The 16,635-nt window shown below is 66.3% G+C and carries 17 protein-coding genes; 7 read left to right on the forward strand and 10 right to left on the reverse strand.

Translation table 11 applies throughout. The annotated features are described in order from the left end of the window. A complete protein-coding gene (gene arsB, locus Q0743_RS11555) occupies window positions 1-1,056 on the forward strand; it encodes an ACR3 family arsenite efflux transporter (protein WP_298241646.1) in 1,056 nt (351 codons plus the stop codon). Window positions 1,057-1,073: 17 nt separating this feature from the next. After that, window positions 1,074-1,475: an arsenate reductase (glutaredoxin) gene (arsC, locus tag Q0743_RS11560; protein WP_298241647.1), complete on the forward strand. Its 402-nt coding sequence runs from the start codon at window positions 1,074-1,076 to the stop codon at window positions 1,473-1,475. A gap of 181 nt (window positions 1,476-1,656) precedes the next feature. On the opposite strand, the gene Q0743_RS11565 is transcribed toward arsC, so the two are convergent. From Q0743_RS11565 to Q0743_RS11595, 7 genes are all read right to left on the reverse strand, one after another. After that, window positions 1,657-4,830 (reverse strand): efflux RND transporter permease subunit, encoded by a 3,174-nt coding sequence (locus tag Q0743_RS11565; RefSeq protein ID WP_298241648.1) that lies wholly within the window; start codon window positions 4,828-4,830, stop codon window positions 1,657-1,659. Next, window positions 4,827-6,248, reverse strand: coding sequence for an efflux RND transporter periplasmic adaptor subunit (locus Q0743_RS11570; RefSeq protein WP_298241649.1), 1,422 nt, complete (start codon window positions 6,246-6,248; stop codon window positions 4,827-4,829). Before Q0743_RS11570 ends, Q0743_RS11565 begins: the two co-directional genes overlap by 4 nt. 79 nt (window positions 6,249-6,327) lie before the next feature. Next, window positions 6,328-6,720 (reverse strand): FixH family protein, encoded by a 393-nt coding sequence (locus tag Q0743_RS11575; protein ID WP_298241650.1) that lies wholly within the window; start codon window positions 6,718-6,720, stop codon window positions 6,328-6,330. 102 nt (window positions 6,721-6,822) lie between these two features. Next, window positions 6,823-7,188 carry a hypothetical protein gene (locus Q0743_RS11580; RefSeq protein ID WP_298241728.1) on the reverse strand — a complete coding sequence of 122 codons (366 nt, stop codon included), beginning with the start codon at window positions 7,186-7,188 and terminating at the stop codon, window positions 6,823-6,825. Between the two features lie 115 nt (window positions 7,189-7,303). Continuing rightward, window positions 7,304-8,281, reverse strand: a complete 978-nt coding sequence (locus Q0743_RS11585) for a tripartite tricarboxylate transporter substrate binding protein (RefSeq protein ID WP_298241651.1) — start codon at window positions 8,279-8,281, stop codon at window positions 7,304-7,306. Between the two features lie 72 nt (window positions 8,282-8,353). After that, on the reverse strand, window positions 8,354-9,259 hold the full coding sequence (locus tag Q0743_RS11590; RefSeq protein WP_298241652.1) for a VOC family protein: 906 nt from the start codon (window positions 9,257-9,259) through the stop codon (window positions 8,354-8,356). 16 nt (window positions 9,260-9,275) lie between these two features. Beyond that, entirely contained in the window at window positions 9,276-10,268 is a 993-nt protein-coding gene (locus tag Q0743_RS11595; protein WP_298241653.1) for a zinc-dependent alcohol dehydrogenase family protein, read from the reverse strand. Between the two features lie 107 nt (window positions 10,269-10,375). On the opposite strand from Q0743_RS11595, the gene Q0743_RS11600 reads away from it, so the two are divergent. The 3 genes from Q0743_RS11600 to Q0743_RS11610 all read left to right on the forward strand — a co-directional run bounded on the left by Q0743_RS11600 (window position 10,376) and on the right by Q0743_RS11610 (window position 12,622). Then, entirely contained in the window at window positions 10,376-11,077 is a 702-nt protein-coding gene (locus Q0743_RS11600) for an FCD domain-containing protein (RefSeq protein WP_298241654.1), read from the forward strand. 94 nt (window positions 11,078-11,171) lie between these two features. Continuing rightward, window positions 11,172-12,035, forward strand: coding sequence for a fumarylacetoacetate hydrolase family protein (locus Q0743_RS11605; protein WP_298241655.1), 864 nt, complete (start codon window positions 11,172-11,174; stop codon window positions 12,033-12,035). 8 nt (window positions 12,036-12,043) lie between these two features. Continuing rightward, entirely contained in the window at window positions 12,044-12,622 is a 579-nt protein-coding gene (locus Q0743_RS11610; protein ID WP_298241656.1) for an amino acid synthesis family protein, read from the forward strand. Window positions 12,623-12,631: 9 nt separating this feature from the next. Here the strand turns inward: Q0743_RS11610 and Q0743_RS11615 are convergent, their stop codons facing one another. Next, window positions 12,632-13,459: an MBL fold metallo-hydrolase gene (locus Q0743_RS11615; protein WP_298241657.1), complete on the reverse strand. Its 828-nt coding sequence runs from the start codon at window positions 13,457-13,459 to the stop codon at window positions 12,632-12,634. Between the two features lie 94 nt (window positions 13,460-13,553). Here Q0743_RS11615 and Q0743_RS11620 point away from each other — a divergent pair, with 94 nt between their 5' ends. Further along, a complete protein-coding gene (locus tag Q0743_RS11620; RefSeq protein ID WP_298241658.1) occupies window positions 13,554-14,429 on the forward strand; it encodes a LysR family transcriptional regulator in 876 nt (291 codons plus the stop codon). Here the strand turns inward: Q0743_RS11620 and Q0743_RS11625 are convergent. Beyond that, window positions 14,413-15,174, reverse strand: coding sequence for a hypothetical protein (locus Q0743_RS11625; RefSeq protein ID WP_298241659.1), 762 nt, complete (start codon window positions 15,172-15,174; stop codon window positions 14,413-14,415). The genes Q0743_RS11620 and Q0743_RS11625 overlap by 17 nt on opposite strands. Window positions 15,175-15,190: 16 nt before the next feature. Next, window positions 15,191-15,379, reverse strand: a complete 189-nt coding sequence (locus Q0743_RS11630) for a hypothetical protein (protein WP_298241660.1) — start codon at window positions 15,377-15,379, stop codon at window positions 15,191-15,193. Window positions 15,380-15,632: 253 nt separating this feature from the next. On the opposite strand from Q0743_RS11630, the gene Q0743_RS11635 reads away from it, so the two are divergent. Next, window positions 15,633-16,607, forward strand: coding sequence for a DUF2336 domain-containing protein (locus tag Q0743_RS11635; protein WP_298241661.1), 975 nt, complete (start codon window positions 15,633-15,635; stop codon window positions 16,605-16,607). Window positions 16,608-16,635 lie beyond the last annotated feature (28 nt).

Genomic DNA, 16,635 nt, shown 5'->3' on the forward strand with positions numbered 1-16,635 from the left:
ATGAGCATTTTCGAACGATACCTCACTCTGTGGGTCGCACTCTGCATCGTCGTCGGCGTGGCACTGGGGCACGTCATGCCCGGCTTCTTCGGCGTGGTCGCAGCCGCCGAGATCGCCAAGGTCAATATGCCGGTCGCCGTGCTGATCTGGCTCATGATCGTGCCGATGCTGTTGAAGATCGACTTCGGCTCGCTCGGCGAGGTGCGCCGGCATTGGCGCGGCGTCGGCGTCACCCTTTTCATCAACTGGGCCGTCAAGCCGTTCTCGATGGCGCTGCTGGGCTCCTTCTTCATCGGCCACCTCTTCGCGCCATGGCTGCCGGCTGGCCAGATTTCGTCCTACATCGCCGGCTTGATCCTGCTGGCGGCGGCCCCCTGCACCGCGATGGTGTTCGTGTGGTCCAATCTGTGCGAGGGCGAGCCGCACTACACGCTGAGCCAGGTCGCCCTGAACGACGTGATCATGGTGTTCCTGTTCGCGCCGCTGGTGGGCCTGCTGCTCGGCGTGGCCTCGATCAGTGTCCCCTGGGGCACGCTGCTGCTCTCGGTCCTGCTCTACATCGTGGTTCCCGTGATCGTCGCACAGCTGTGGCGCAGGGCGCTGCTGCGAAGCGGCGGCGACCGCTTCGACCGCGTGATGCGGACGCTGCAACCGCTGTCGCTGGTGGCGCTGCTCGCGACATTGGTGCTGCTGTTCGGCTTCCAGGGTGAGCAGATCGTTCGGCAACCGCTCGTCATCGCCATCCTCGCCGTGCCGATCCTCGTCCAGGTCTATTTCAATGCAGGTTTGGCGTACTGGTTGAGCCGACGGTTCGGCGTGGCCTGGTGCGTCGCCGCGCCCGCCGCCCTCATCGGCGCCAGCAATTTCTTCGAGCTGGCGGTCGCCGCCGCGATCAGCCTGTTCGGCCTCGAGTCCGGCGCGGCGCTGGCGACCGTGGTCGGCGTGCTCGTCGAGGTCCCCGTCATGCTGTCCGTCGTCCGCATCGTCAAGGCGACACGGGGATGGTATGAGGCGGGCAGCCGTCAGGTTCCGACGGCCGCCGAGGTGCGGCGGTGAAGCGTGGAGATCCGGTCATGAGCGTCACGATCTATCACAACCCGGCTTGCGGCACCTCGCGCAACACGCTGGCGATGATCCGGCAGAGCGGCGTCGAGCCCGTCGTCATCGAATATCTGAAGACGCCGCCGTCGCGCGAGAAGCTGGTCGAGCTCGTCAAGACGATGGGCATTTCCGCTCGCGCGCTGCTGCGCGAGAAAGGCACGCCGTTTCACGACCTCGGCCTCGACGACCCCAAATGGAGCGATGACGAGCTGATCGATCAGATGCTCGCGCATCCCATCCTGATCAACCGCCCGATCGTGGTGACGGCGAAAGGCGTGCGATTGTGTCGGCCCTCCGAAGCGGTCATCGATCTGCTGGAGGACCCGGTCGGCCGGTTCGTCAAGGAAGACGGCGAAGTGGTCGAAGCGCGCTAGGCCGGCTTCGCCGAAACTTCGGCGGCGCGCGGTAGCTATTCAGACTCTGGCCGCGGCGGCAGCCTGGATTGCTTCGTCGCGAAGCCTCCTCGCAATGACGCGGAGAGAGTTTCCTCCCGAGAGCCGGCCCAGCGCGCGGAGGCAGCGCCCTCACGCCGCGCAAGGTCCACAGGTCGCCTCGCTACTCCGCGGCCTGCCGTGCGTAAGCTCCATTCGCAGCATCCTGATCGGCAGCAACCGCATCATCAGGCAGCCCCCGCCCCTTCACCAGGCCGAAGATCGCAGGGATCACGATCAGCGTCAGCAGCGTCGACGAGATCATGCCGCCGATCATCGGCAGCGCGATGCGCTGCATGATCTCCGACCCCGCACCGGTGCTCCACATGATCGGCAGCAGGCCCGCCATGATGGCGACCACGGTCATCATCTTGGGACGGACGCGCTCGACCGCGCCCACCATGATGGCGTCGTGGAGGTCGCGCCGCGTGACGACGCGACCCTCGATGCTGCGCTTCGCCTTCATCTCGGCCAGCGCGTGATCGAGATAGATCAGCATCACGACGCCGGTCTCGGCAGCAACGCCGGCGAGCGCGATGAAGCCGACGGCGACCGCCACCGACAGGTTGAAGCCGAACCACCACATCATCCAGATGCCGCCGACCAGTGCGAACGGCAGCGACAACATCACGATCAGCGTCTCGGTCAGCGCCCTGAAATTGAGGTACAGCAGCAGGAAGATGATCGTCAGCGTTACGGGCACGACGATCTTGAGGCGCGCGGCGGCGCGCTGCAGATATTCGTACTGGCCGCTCCAGACCACATAGGTGCCGGCGGCAAATTGGATGCTTTCCGTCACGGCGCGCTGGGCATCCGCGACGTAACTGCCGATGTCGCGATCGCGAATATCGACATAGATGTAGGTCGCGAGCTGGCCATTCTCGGTGCGGATCGAGGTTGGCCCGCGCGCCGGCTCGACCTTGGCGACTTCGCCGAGCGGCACGGCGCCGCCCGCCGGCATCGGCACCAGGATATCGCCGGCGATGGCCTTGGGATTGTCGCGGAGGTCGCGCGGATAGCGCATGTTCACCGTGAAGCGCTGCCGTCCCTCGACGGTCGTCGTCACGGTCTGGCCGCCGAGCGCAGCGGCGATGGTGTCCTGCACGTCCTGGATCAGGATGCCGTAGCGCGCGAGCGCCTCGCGATCCGGGACGATCTCGAGATAATAGCCGCCGATGCCGCGCTCGGCGTAGGCCGACGAGGTGCCCGGAACGGTCTTGATCACCCGCTCGACTTGCCGCGCGAGGCGGTCGATCTCGGCAAGATCGGTGCCCATGACCTTGACGCCGACCGGCGTGCGGATGCCGGTCGACAACATGTCGATACGCGCCTTGATCGGCATGGTCCAGGCGTTGGAGACGCCGGGGAACTGCAGCGCCTTGTCCATCTCCGCGATCAGGCTGTCGATGGTGACGCCGGGACGCCAGGCTTCCTTCGGTTTCAGGTTGACCACCGTCTCGAACATCTCGGTCGGCGCCGGATCGGTCGCCGTCGCCGCCCGCCCCGCCTTGCCGTAGACGGAGGCGACCTCGGGGAACGACTTGATGATGCGGTCCTGGGTTTGCATCAGCTCGGCCGCCTTGGTGACGGAGATGCCGGGCAGCGTGGTCGGCATGTAAAGCAGCGTGCCCTCGTTCAGCGTCGGCATGAACTCGGTGCCGAGCCGGCTTGCCGGCCAGATCGTGACGGCGAGTACGGCGAGCGAGGCCAGGATCACCACCGTCTTGGCACGCAGCACGCCCCTGATCACGGGACGGTAGACCCAGATCAGGAAACGGTTGATGACGTTCCGGCTCTCCGGCACGATCTTGCCGCGGACGAAGATCACCATCAGCGCAGGCACGAGCGTCACCGACAGCAGAGCCGCCGCGGCCATCGAGAACGTCTTGGTGAAGGCGAGCGGGCTGAACAGCCGCCCCTCCTGCGATTCCAGCGTGAAGATTGGCATGAACGACACGGTGATGATCAGCAGGCTGAAGAACAGGGCAGGTCCGACTTCGGACGCGGCATCGATCAGGATCTGCACCCGCGACTGGCCCGGCTCGGCGCGTTCGAGGTGCTTGTGGGCGTTCTCGATCATGACGATGGCGGCATCGACCATAGCGCCGATCGCGATCGCGATGCCGCCCAGGCTCATGATGTTCGAGCCGAGGCCGAGCAGCTTCATGGCCCCGAACGCCATGAGCACGCCGACCGGCAGCATCAGGATCGCGACCAGCGCGCTGCGGACATGCAGCAGGAACACGATGCAGACCAGCGCGACGACGACGCTCTCCTCGAACAGCGTATGCTTGAGCGTGTCGATGGCCGCATAGATCAGGCTGGAACGGTCGTAGACCGGCACGATCTCGACCGATTTCGGCAGGCTGCTCGCGATCTCCCTGAAGCGCTTCTTGACGTTCTCGATGACGTCGAGGGCGTTGACGCCGAAGCGCTGCAGCACGATGCCGCTGGCGACCTCGCCCTCGCCGTTCAGCTCGGTGATGCCGCGGCGTTCGTCCGGTCCGAGCTCGACATGGGCGACGTCGCGCAGCAGCACCGGCGTGCCGTTGCTCGTCTTCAGCACGATGTTGCCGAGGTCGTTGATGCCCTTGATGTAGCCCTTGCCGCGGATGACGTATTCGAACTCGGCAAGCTCGACGGTGCGCCCGCCGACATCGGCGTTGCTGGCGCGGATGGCGTCGCGGATCTTCTGCATGCTGATGCCGCGGTCGCGCATCCGCTGCGGATCGAGCACCACGTTGTACTGCTTGACGAAGCCGCCGATGCTGGCGACCTCGGCGACGCCTTCGGCCTTGGCCAGCGCGAACTTCAGATTCCAGTCCTGGATCGTCCTGGCGTCGGCGAGATTCAGCTCCTTCGACATCACGGCATATTGGTAGACCCAGCCGACGCCGGTGGCATCGGGCCCGATGGTCGGGCTGACGCCGGCGGGCAGCCGCGAGGCCGCGCCGTTCAGGAATTCCAGCACGCGCGAGCGCGCCCAGTAAATGTCGGTGCCGTCCTCGAAGATCACGTAGACGAACGACACGCCGAAGAAGGAGAAGCCGCGGACCACCTTCGATTTCGGTACGGTGAGCATCGCCGTGGTCAGGGGATAGGTGACCTGGTCCTCGATCACCTGCGGCGCCTGGCCGGGATATTCGGTGTAGACGATCACCTGCGTGTCGGAGAGATCCGGGATCGCGTCGAGCGGCAAGTGAACCAACGCGTACAGACCTGCCGCGGCCGCAAAGCCGGTGCCGAAAAGCACCAGCAGCAGGTTGCGTGCCGACCAGGCGATGATGCGGGCGATCATTTGTGCTCTCCCGTTGCATGGCCCGGTTCGGCAGCCTGAGGTGCTGCCTCGGCAAAGCCTTTGAGCGCGGCCTTGAGATTGCTTTCCGCATCGATCAGGAAGTTGGCGGATGTGACTACGGCCTCGCCATCCGACAGCCCGCCGCGCACCTCGATATAGCCACCGCCGCGGCGGCCGAGCTTCACCTCACGCGGCTCGAAACGCCCTTCTCCCTTGTCGACGAGAACGGCCTGGCGCGTGCCGGTATCGAGCACGGAGCTGTCCTCGATCGCCAGCACGGGCGTGGCGTCGGCCGTGTCGATGTCAGCATCGACATACATGTCCGGCAACAGCGCAGCATCGCGATTGGCAAGCTCGATCCGGACGCGAACCGTCCTGGTGTCGCGGTTCACCTGGGGATAGACGATTGCGATCCTGCCGCTGAAGATGCGGCCGGGAAAGCTCCGCGCGCGCACCGCCACGGGCTGGCCGACCGCGACATTGCCGAGATCGCGCTCGGCGACGTCGACCAGCGCCCAGACCTGCGAGATATCAGCGATCCGGAACAGCACGTCGCCGGGATTGGCGCGCATGCCCTCAATCGCGTTGCGCTCGAGCACGATGCCGTCGCGCGGCGCGGACCAATGGATGGTGACGGGCGCAACGCGCGTCCGCTCCATCTCGGCGATCACGGGTTCGGGGACGTCGAGATTGACCAATCGTTGCCGTGAGCCGCGGCCATACACCTCGACGCCGCCCACCGTCTTCGAGGTGATCGTGGCGAGATATTCCGCCGCGGCGGAGGTGACGGCCGAACTGTAGATTTCCATCAACGACTGGCCTGATCTCACGCGCGTTCCGGTGGTGACGTCGGCGACCTTCTGCACGAAACTTTCCGCACGCATCGCGATCACCGAGACGCGGCGCTCGTCGAGCTGGATCGTGCCGGGGGCCTTGACCGTAACGCGGATCGCGCGGCGCTGAACGGGTTCGGATTTCACGCCGGTGCGCTGGATCTTGCCCGGCGACAGCTTCACCGTGCCGTCGTCGATCTCGTCGCCTTCGTAGACGGGGACGTAGTTCATCCCCATCGGATCCTTCTTCGGCACCGGCGAGGTGTCGGGCAGGCCCATGGGGTTTCGGTAGTAGAGGATTTTTCGCGACGAGGCCGCCTGCGCCGCCTTCGGTGACGCCGCTTCTGCCTGATCGTCGTCATAGACCGGCAAATAGTCGCGGCCGCGATCGTCCTTCCTTGGGGCGGCGGACCACAGCGGCGCGCCGCTGGGATCGCGGTAATAGAGCGGAGTTCGGTCCGCCGGCACCGCAGCCGCGGTCACCTCGGCATGCACGGACCAGCGCCCGGCGTTCGAGGACCAGTATGCACCCAAGGCGAGGCCACCGCCGAGAGCGAGAAGTGTCAAAAGACGCAGCGTCTTCATGGTGTGTCTCCGCGCGCCGGGCGCGCGTCCATGTGAATGGGACAGAAAAGGTCGGACGCCGCGCGCGGCGTCCGCACGCTCACTTGGTCGCCGTGACGATCACCTTGCCGGTGACGGTCTCGGCCTCGCCCTGCACCTTCGCCGACAGCGTGACCTGGTAGCGGCCAGCCATCGGCAGGTCCGTCCTGAAGGCGTAGACGCCCGGCTCCTGCGACGGCAGCGGCGCCACTGCCGATTCCATCTCGGCCATGCCGTCCGGGGCCATGTCGACGCGGGTCTTGAAGATGACGGCATCTGCCACCGGCTTGCCGGTCTGCTTGTTGGTCAGGCGAACCGCGAGCGTGACGTCGTCGCCCTTCTTCATCTGCGCCGTGACGGGCTCGAAGGCGTAATCGCCGGCGCCCGCCATCGCGGCGGAAGCGGCAAGCGAAAGGGTGGCGGCGAGTGCCGCTGTGCTGAATTTGGAAAGCATTGTCCTGTCCTCATGATCTGGTCTTTCGCCGTGGCGCATGAAACGCGCGCACGTCAGTCCGCGCGCGGGGCATGCCGCACGCGTCTTCAGGGCTTGGCGAGATCAGATTCGAGGAGGTCGGAAGGGAGGACTGGCGCCGCCGATGGTGACGACCTGATCCTCAGGAATGGGAAGCGTGCTGGCGACGATGGCGAAATGTCCGAACGCGGCCGGCCTGACGTCAGCGAGGACGATCATCCCGCCGACGCAGCAAAAACCCATCCCGCATTTGTAGCCGGCAGGCTGCGAGCCCGCGCCCTTCATGTCGGGGCAGCAATCGTCCATCGACATCCCGGCGTCGCCGCCCATCTGCATGGCCGCCTGCATGTCGTCCGACGACATGGCAAGGCCGGATGCGGACGCGCCAACGGGCAGCATCGCCAGGGACATGGCGATGACGAATGCCAGGATGGTACGGACGAACCGCATCAATATCGACTTACCTTCGGACCAGAATGCTTCCCTAGTAGCATACTCCGGTGCTGAGGGCATTCGTTGATCCCGGTCAAGCATTCGTGAGCGAGACCCGCCTGCGGGCCGCAGCTCAGATCTTCGGGATCTTCGCCCTCTCCACCACGCCGGTCCATTTCGCGATCTCGGTCTCGATCAGCTTCTTCATCTCCTCCGGCGAGCTGCCGCGAACCTCGCCGCCGACGGCCGTCTCCAGGCGCTGCTTGAGCTCGGGATCGCGGAGCGCGTCGAGCGTTGCGGCATTGAGTGCGGCGATGATGGCGGGCGGCGTTCCCTTCGGCGCCAGCAGGCCGGCCCAGGTGCGCACATCGTAGCCCTTGATGCCAGCCTCCTGCACGGTCGGGACGTCGGGCAGCAGCGCGGTGCGCGTCGGCGAGGTCACGGCGAGGCCGCGGATCGCGCCGCTCTGGATCTGCGGGGCGAGCAGGACGGGCGTTCCGACGACGATGGGAACGTCGCCGCCGAGCAGCGCGGTGGTGGATTGGGAATCGCCGCGATACGGCACGTGCACGATCTCGATGCCGGCTGTGGCGTTGAGCAATTCACCCGCGAGGTGATGGGTGCTGCCGAAGCCGACCGATCCAAAGCTGAGCGAGCCCGGCTTTGCCTTGGCCATCGCGATGAGCTCGCCGAGCGATTTCGCGGGGTAGTCGTTACGTACGGCGATGACGAGCGCGTAATAGACCAGCGTCGAGATCATCTCGAAGCTTTCGGCCGGCTGATAGGCCAGGCTCTTGTAGGTCGCCGCCGAAATTGCGTGCGCACCGGTGACGAGGCCGAGCGTGTAGCCGTCGGGCGCCGCCTTGGCGACCGCGTCGGCCGCGATGTTGCCGCCGGCGCCCGGCTTGGCCTCGACGATAACAGGCTGGCCAAGCTTCTTCGATAGCCCGTCGGCGATGATGCGCGACAGCGTGTCGGCCGCGCCGCCGGCGGCAAAGCCGTGCAGCAGGCGGATCGGACGCGACGGATAAGTCTCCGCCCATGCAGAGCCGGTCACCAGAAAAACGCCAAGCAGAAAAATGGCCGCAGCAAGCCGTTTCATCCCTCGCATGGATGCATCTCCCTCAATTGTTATGTCGTTGGCCGCAACGCGTGCGGCGTCATTCAGATCGCGTTCAATTCGCTAGCGCGCAAACTCCGTGCATTCAGGCGAAGGCGGCATGCCCCAAACATCGCGCGGCAGCCCGACCCAGACCTTTGGCCGCTGCGGACGATCGCGATGCCAGGGCCGCGGGTCGAAATAGCCGAGCGCCTCGTCGGTCATGCGGTCGAGATCGCAGAACAGCTCGACCAGATGCCCATCGGGATTGCGGTGATAGATCGCGGTGTTGTGCCCGGGACCGTGACGCACCGGCCCCCAGAGCACAGCCAGCTTGTGCCGCGCGAGATGGTCGCAGGCCCGATGCATGTGCTCGGGGCCGCGCAGCTCGAACGCGAAATGATGCAGACCACGATCGGAGGCGCGGGCAAAATTCAGCGTGTGATGCTCGAAGCCGCTGCGCATGAAGACGAAGCGGTCCTCGATCCAGTCGGAGACGCGCAGGCCCATTACGTTCGCGAAGAAGTCCGACGCGGCTTTGGGATCGGGCGTGCGCAGCGCGACATGGCCGAGCTTGGCCACGGTGAGCGCACCGATCCTCTCCTGCGCAGGCGTCGGCGTCCAGCCCTGGATCAATTCGAAGCGGGTGCCTTCGGGATCGGTGAAGGACAATAGCCTGGAGATACCGGGCAGGAAATCGCTGTGGATCTCGGGCCGCAGATCCACCTGCTTCAGCGCGGCGCCCAGCGCCTCCAGCTGGACATCAGGCGAAATTTCGAAGGCGATACTCTTCAGCGCGGCATCACCGGGCTCGATCACCAGCGAGAGCTGCTCGGAATCATTGGCGAGGAACAGGCGTTGTCCGTCGCGGGCAACGAGGCCGAGACCGATCACGCCGCGATAATAGTCGAGCAGCCTCTCAGGATCGGGCGAGGTGAAGGTCGCGTGCCGCAGCCGGGTGAAGCGTGCGATGGGTGCTTGTGTCGTCATCGTGCAGTCCATCCCCTCATGGAATCATGATGATCTTGCCGAGCGCGGAGCCCTGCTCCAGCAGCGTATGCGCCTTCCTGACCTCGTCGAGCTTCAAAACCGCCGAGATCGCCGGCTTGATCGCGTTGCGGCTCAGCGCATCGATCACGCTACGCATCAGCGCCCGGCGCCCGTCGCGATCATGGTCGTAGATGTGGAAGGAGAAGCAGCGGATCGCCGGACAGATGTCGAGATGGTCGCGCATCGCCGCCATCAAATTCTCTTCCGGCAATCCGGCAAAGGCATTGTACGACAGCAGCGTGCCCCATTTGCCGAGCGCGCCGAGATAGGCGGTGAATTCGGGACCGCAGACGTGATCGAGCACGAGACCGACACCCTCGCCACCCGTCAGCTCGCGGGTGCGCGCAACCACGTCCTCGCGCCGGTAGTAGATGATGTGGTCGGCGCCGTTGGCCTTCGCAAAGGCGGCCTTCTCCTCGGTCGAGACCGTGCCGATGACTTTCATCCCGGCGAGCTTGGCCAACTGCACCAGCGCGGTGCCGACACCGCCGGCAGCCCCGATCACCAGCACGCTTTCGGGCGCGCGCGGATGGCGGCATTCATGCAATAGAGCGTAGGCGACTTGATAGTTCGACAGGCACACCGCGGCTTGCAGATCGACATGATCAGGCAGCGCGTGCACGGCATCCGCGGGTGCAACGACATGGTCGGCGTAGCAGCCGCCGCGCTGGGAGAGATCCCGCGCGCTCAGCAGCACCTTCTGGCCGATCGCAAAGCCCTCGATACCGGGCCCGAGCGCGGAGATGCGGCCGGCGACGTCGTTGCCAGGATTGGCCGGCAGCGGCGGCATCCATTTGTAGACGCCGCGCCGGATCAGCACGTCGGGCTGCCCGACCCCGAACGCCTCGGCCCGGATCTGCACCTGGCCCGCGCCCGGCTCGGGCACCGCAAGCTCGACCACCTCAAGTGCATCCGGCCCACCCGGCTGACGCACCAGCACCGCCCTCATGTCTCGCGCTCCCCAGACCATATTTTCGAAAATCATACCGTTTACGAAAATTATTGCAAGATGGTCGTTGCCGCGGCATCTTGGGCCATCGATTCATTGGCTGAACCATGCCCGACAGCGCCATTCGTCCCCGCAAGGAATTCGGCAAGACCATCGCCGCCGACATCACGCATCGGCTGCGCGAGGAGATCATTGCCTGCGCGCTTGCGCCGGGCGAGCCGCTGCGCTTCGACGTGCTGCGCGAACGGTTCGGGGCGAGCTTCACGACGCTGCGCGAGGCGCTGACAGCACTGGCTGCGGAGGGTCTCGTCGACGCGCAGGAGCAGCGCGGCTTCCGCGTCGCGCCGGTCAGCCGCCAGGATCTGATGGAGATCACCGATGCGCGCGTGCTGGTCGAGGTGGAACTGATCCGCCGCTCGATCGCGCGGGGCGATGACGACTGGGAAATCGCGGTGATCTCCACACTGCATAGATTGAAGCGAATCGAGCAGCGCGACCCCGAACATCCCTTGCGCGATCCCGAGTGGAAGATCGCCCATCGCCAGTTCCACGAGGCGCTGGTGTCGGCGTGCGGCTCGGCGACGCTGCTCGCCATCCGCGCCGAGCTGTTTGACCGCGCCGAGCGCTACCGGCACCTGTCGGCGAATTTCCGGCCGCGCCCGCGCGACAAGGCGGGCGAGCACCAGGCCATCATGCAGGCCGCCATCTCGCGCAATGCCGACCTCGCCGTGCAGCTGATCGAGACGCACATCCGCTCCACCGCCGACAACGTCGCGACCTACGCCGCCCACCTGCTCGACACCGAATAGGCCCGACGCATTTTTGCGGCGGCGGGGTTGCGTCGCGCGCTATTTTCGAAAATAATATATAACATCGAAAATCGAAACCTTCGGGGGCGAAACCATGAAGCTGCTGTCGTTCTTGGACGGAAATCGGGAAAGCTGGGGCGCCGTTGTCGAAAACGGCGTGGTGGATCTCGGCCGCGCCCTGCCCCGATATCCCACGCTCGCGGACTTCCTCGGCAGCGATGACTACGCGAGGCGCGAGGCGCTCGTTGCGGGGCACAAGCCCACGCTGGCACTCGGCGACATCAAATATCTGCCGGTGATCCCGCGCCCCGAGAAGATCGTCTGCGCCGTGCGCAACTATCTCGACCACCACAACGAAGCCGTGGCGTTCGGCATGAAGCGCGAGATCACTGAGTTTCCGCCGATCTTCCTGCGGGTCTGGCGCTCGCAGGTTGCGCACAGCGCGCCGGTGATCCGGCCGAAAGTCTCGGACAATTTCGACTGGGAGGGCGAGCTCGCCGTCGTCATCGGCAAGGGCGGCCGCCACATCAGCCAGGCCGACGCCTGGACTCACGTTGCGGGCTATTCGATCTACAACGACGTCAGCGTGCGCGACTGGCAGCGCCACGCCCAGCAGATCGCCTCGGGCAAGAACTTCGTCGGCACCGGTCCATTCGGGCCGTGGCTGGTCACGCCCGACGAGGTTGGGGATCCCACCAAGCTGAAGCTCGAGACGCGCGTCAACGGCGCGACCGTGCAGTCCTCCGACACCTCGATGCTGATCTTCTCGATCCCGCGGCTGATCGAATATTGCTCGACCATCTTCGACCTCGTGCCCGGCGACGTCATCGCGACAGGCACGCCGGCCGGCGTCGGCTTCACCCGCAAGCCGCCGATGTTCCTTAAAGCCGGCGACGTGGTCGAGGTCGAGATCGAGAATATCGGCGTGCTCCGCAATCCCGTCGTCGACGAGGCGTAAGGCCACTCATGTCCTACGATATTCGTAAGACCGCGCTCGGCGTCGAGACCGTCTGGCACGAGCGCGGCCCGCGGCTGGAGACGCCGCTGCTGGTCGGCACCGCCATCGCGGTGATCCGCAATCCCTTCGCCGGTCGCTACGAGCCCGACCTGATGCCGTTCCAGGCGTCGTTGCGCGAGCTCGGGCGTGAGCTTGCGAGCGGTCTGATCGCGCAGCTCGGCGGCGCCGGGCGCATCGAAGCCTATGGCAAGGGCATCATCGTCGGCGAGGACGGCGAGCTCGAACACGGCGCAGTCTGGCACGAAGCCGGCGGCCACGGCATGCGCGAGGTGCTGGGCCAGCCGAAGGCCATCGTGCCGGCGGCGAAGACGATCGGCGGCCCCGGCACGCGGCTCATGGTTCCACTCGGTCATATTCACGCCGCCTATGTCCGCAGCCATTTCGGCACCGCGGACATGACGCTGTGGGACGCACCCCGGCGCGACGAGATCGCATTCGGCCTCGTGATGGCAACCGGCGGCCGCCCCCACGCACGCATCGGCGGCCTGAAGGCGTCGGAGATCTCCGTGCATGACGGGCAGCGGTGACGGGGCGCCTCAATGCCCCCCACACCGGCAGCGCTCGTAGTCGTGGGGATCGTGGCTGTTGACGATCCTCACGCGATCGCCGTGATCGCGCTTCAGCGCGCGCAGCCGTTCCTGGTTGGCGATCCGCATGCCGCGGTCCATGTCGCCGCGGCGCTGGAAGTAGCCGAGCATCAGCGGCACGCGCGGCGATGCGTCGAGCTGGGCGTGGTGGAAGTAACTGTCGCCGGCGTGCAGCAGCCAGCCGTCGCCTGATCGCACGGCGATGCCGCAATGGCCGAGCGTGTGGCCGGCAAGCGGGATCATCAGGATGTCGGCCTCCTTGTCGCCGAGCGCGCGCACGCCCTTGAAGCCGAACCAGTCCTCGCCGGCTTCACCATAGAATGACCAATGCGGGCCGTGGCTCCACTGTCCCGTGACGTAGCGCCCTTCGGGCGGCGCCGGCTTGCGCAGCACCGCCATGTCGTATTCGGCGCGGTGGACGTGGATCGCGGCGTTGGGAAAGTCGGGCACGCCGCCGGCGTGATCGCGGTCGAGATGTGTCAGCAGCACGTGGCGCACGTCCTTCGGTGAGTAGCCGAGTGCCTTCACCTGCTCGGCCGCCGTCTCCGCAGGATCGAGCCTCGGCGCGGTCTGCCGGACCCAGCGTCGCCCCAGCCGCGCGGGCGCTGCGATGTCGTCGAGACCGATGCCGGTGTCGACCAGAGCGAGCCCGTCATTGGTCTCGATCAGCAGGCAGTGGCAGACCAGGCGGGCGCGCCGGAACAGGCTGCCGCTACCGTTCACCAGGCGGCGGCCGATCGGGCACATCGTGCCGGTGTTGAGATGGTGGATTTTCATCGCGTGTCCTGCCGGTTCATGAGCAGGACGTTCTTGTCATCCTATGATCCATAGGTAAAATATTGAGTATTGATGTTATCTCTAGGCTGTACCTATGGATATCCGCGAGCTTCGCTACTTCGCCGCCGTCTACCGCGAACGCAACCTGACCGCGGCCGCGCGGGCCTGCTTCGTGTCGCAGCCCTCGATCTCGACCGCGATCACCAACCTGGAGGCCGAGCTCGGCACCACGCTGTTCGTCCGGCACAGGAAGGGTGTCGCGCCGACCGCCTCGGCCGAGCAATTTCACGCCCTCGCCCGCCGCATCATCGACGAGACCGATGCCGCGCGCAGCCTGTTCAGGAAGCCGAGCACGAAGACGCATGTCACGCTCGGGCTGATGCGCACGCTCGACGTGCCCCGGACCATCGCGCTGCTGAAGCCGCTGACGGCACGCAGCGACGTTTCGCTCCGGCTCGTCGGCAGCGAGGAGCCCGCCGATGCGCGCATCATCTCCCGGAGCATGCTGCGCAAGGACGAGCAGTTCGTCGCGCTATGGAGCGAGCGCTATGTCGCCGCCCTGCCGCCGTCGCATCCGCTGACGCTGAAGGACAAGCTTCGCACCGCCGATCTCGCCGGCGCGCCGCTGATCGACCGCTGCCATTGCGAGCAGAGCGCGTTCTTCGGCCCCGGCGCCCAGCGGCGCCAGACCGCGGCGATCGCGCAATCGGAAGATTGGGCGATTGCACTGGTCGCCGCAGGCGTCGGAATCGCCATCGTCCCCGAGGGCGTGGCGCGCGGCAACCCCGATGTCGCCGTGCGCGAGATCGAGGTCAAGGTGAAGCGCGAGGTCGGCCTTGCCTATCGCGCGTCAGTGCCGCTCGCGGATGCGTTGAAGGATTTTGTCGGAAAGCTGCAGAAGCAGCGGCGCAGGCCCGATCGGAGCGGACGACGGCCCGGCCCGCGCAAAAAGCTCAGCCCTTCGAGATGACCGCGCGGCCGTAAGGCGGCTGCGCCTGGACCGGCGGATTGGCGGTCTGGGCGGCGAGCTCGCCGATCAGGCGGTCGGCGTCGGCGGCCATGCCGTCGGGCGCCTGGATCACCAGGCGCTCCAGGGCCCAGCGATAGGACGAGACGCGCTGCTCCAGGCACTGCTGCACCCATTGCACGATCAGCGAGTTCTCCTGCATGCGCGCGACGGCATCGTCCTTCTCCCTCGGCGAGAGCGCGGAGACGCGCGCCATGCTGGCGTCGCGCTTCCTGTCGAGGTCGATGACGCGGATCGCGGAAGCGAAGAACGGCTCGAAGCGGGTGATGTCGTTGCGCACGTCTTCCATCAGCTGCGCATAGCGCGAGGAATGCGAGCGGTGCGGCTCGTCGATCAGCGTGCGGCCGTACATGGTGCGGTCGAACACGATCTTCTGCCGCCAGGGCGAGGGCATGGCCTTGTAGTCGCCGAACACGCTCTTCCAGGCGGGACGCGACAGCGGCGGCTCGATCATGGGATAGGCGAGGTCGCGCAGCTGGCGTTCCTCGTCGGTCAGCTGGAATTGCGAAGGCTTCAGGCCGACGCTGCCGGTAACCTCGGTGCCGAGCCAGCGATGCATGTCGTCGCTGCGCATGTCGGCGCGGGTGCGGCCGAAATCGCCACCGCTGCACGCGCCAAGGGTCGCAGCGAGCAGTGCGAGCACGACGGCCGATAGAACGGGCCGGATCTGGCGGATGGTGTCCGGCATTGCACGAAGCCGGATGTCAGCGACGGCGACGACGGCGCCCCGGCGCTGTGCCCTGCTCCGGTCCGCGATCGCCGCTGGTTTCGTCGCTCTCGCGCTCGATGCGGATCACCGGGAGGATCAGAATCGTTCCCATGTCCGCGCGCGGTGTGACGTCCTCCGACGAGCCTACCCGGCGACCGGCCGGAAATTCGATGATGGTCCCCATGTCAGCTCTCTCAATTGCCGCGCGATCAAATACGCTCCTGCAACATGGCGATCATTAAGATCAGCTCATGGTTAACGGGGTGTAAACGTGCCCCTCGGACCGTAGCCGCACGGGCCGGCCCCGCCGTCCCGTTGCGGCACGAAAAGGCCTCAAATTTAAGGATCCGCTTCACGCCTCGTTTTCCTTAACGAGCCTTTAAAGGAACCTGCGCTAGGCTCGCCCCGAGTATCTTTTCCGAGTTGCGTACGCCTCCATGACCAAGTCGCTGTTTCCCGGATTCGACGGGCTGATGAGCCTCTCCCGTCGCGAAGGCGTCGATGTTCGGCCGACGCTGCTGCGCGTGCTGACCGACCTCTATGTCCAGACGCGCGTCCACAGCGACGACGAACAGCGCCAGTTCATCGAGCTTGCGACGCGGCTGATCGACCAGGTCGACGATGCCACGCGCGCTTCCGTCAAGGCCAAGCTCGCGATCTATCCGCAAACGCCCGTTCCGGTGCTGCAGAAGCTCGGGCTGGTCGCCGCCCAGGAAGGCCGCAGGATTCCGCTCGCGCGCGAGATCCCGGTGCCCGCCCCTGCCCCTGCGCCGGTCCGCGCGCCGACCGAGGCCGAGCAGCGCATGGCCGCCAACATGGCGATGCAGCCGAAGGACGCCGCCGAGATCCACGACATGTTCTTCCGCGCCGGTCCTTCCGAGCGCGCGCTGATCCTGCACAATCTGGCGCAAACCCCGCTGAAGGCCGCGCCGCGCATTCCGACCGTGCGTGCCAAGCGCGCGATCCAGATCCTGGAGATGGCGGCGATCGCGGGCGACGTCGAGAACTTCGCCCTCGAGCTCGGCGACAGCCTGATTCTGCCATCGCGCGTTGCAGCCCAGATCGTCGACGATCCCGGCGGCGAAGCGCTCGCCGTCGCCGCGCGCGCGCTCGACATGCCGAGCCCGAACTTCCAGCGCATTTTGCTGTTCTTCAAACCGGCGATCGGCACCTCCGTGAACGAGGTGTACCGGCTGTCGCGGCTCTACGACCGTCTCAGCGACCGCTCGGCGCTGGTGTTGCTGGCCGCCTGGCGCGGCTCGACGCTCGCCGTCACCCGCGCCAAGTACCAGTCGGCACTGCACGACGGCGAACGCCAGCGCGCCCGCGCCGGCGCGAGCCAGACGCGGCCGGGCGTACAGCCCGGCGCGATGCCGCGCCGCACCGGCACCGACGGATCGTCGGAGCGGTAGCGCCAGCCCTGGGGCAGCTTCCGCTCGT

The organism is uncultured Bradyrhizobium sp., assembly GCF_936943645.1.
Lineage (GTDB): Bacteria > Pseudomonadota > Alphaproteobacteria > Rhizobiales > Xanthobacteraceae > Bradyrhizobium.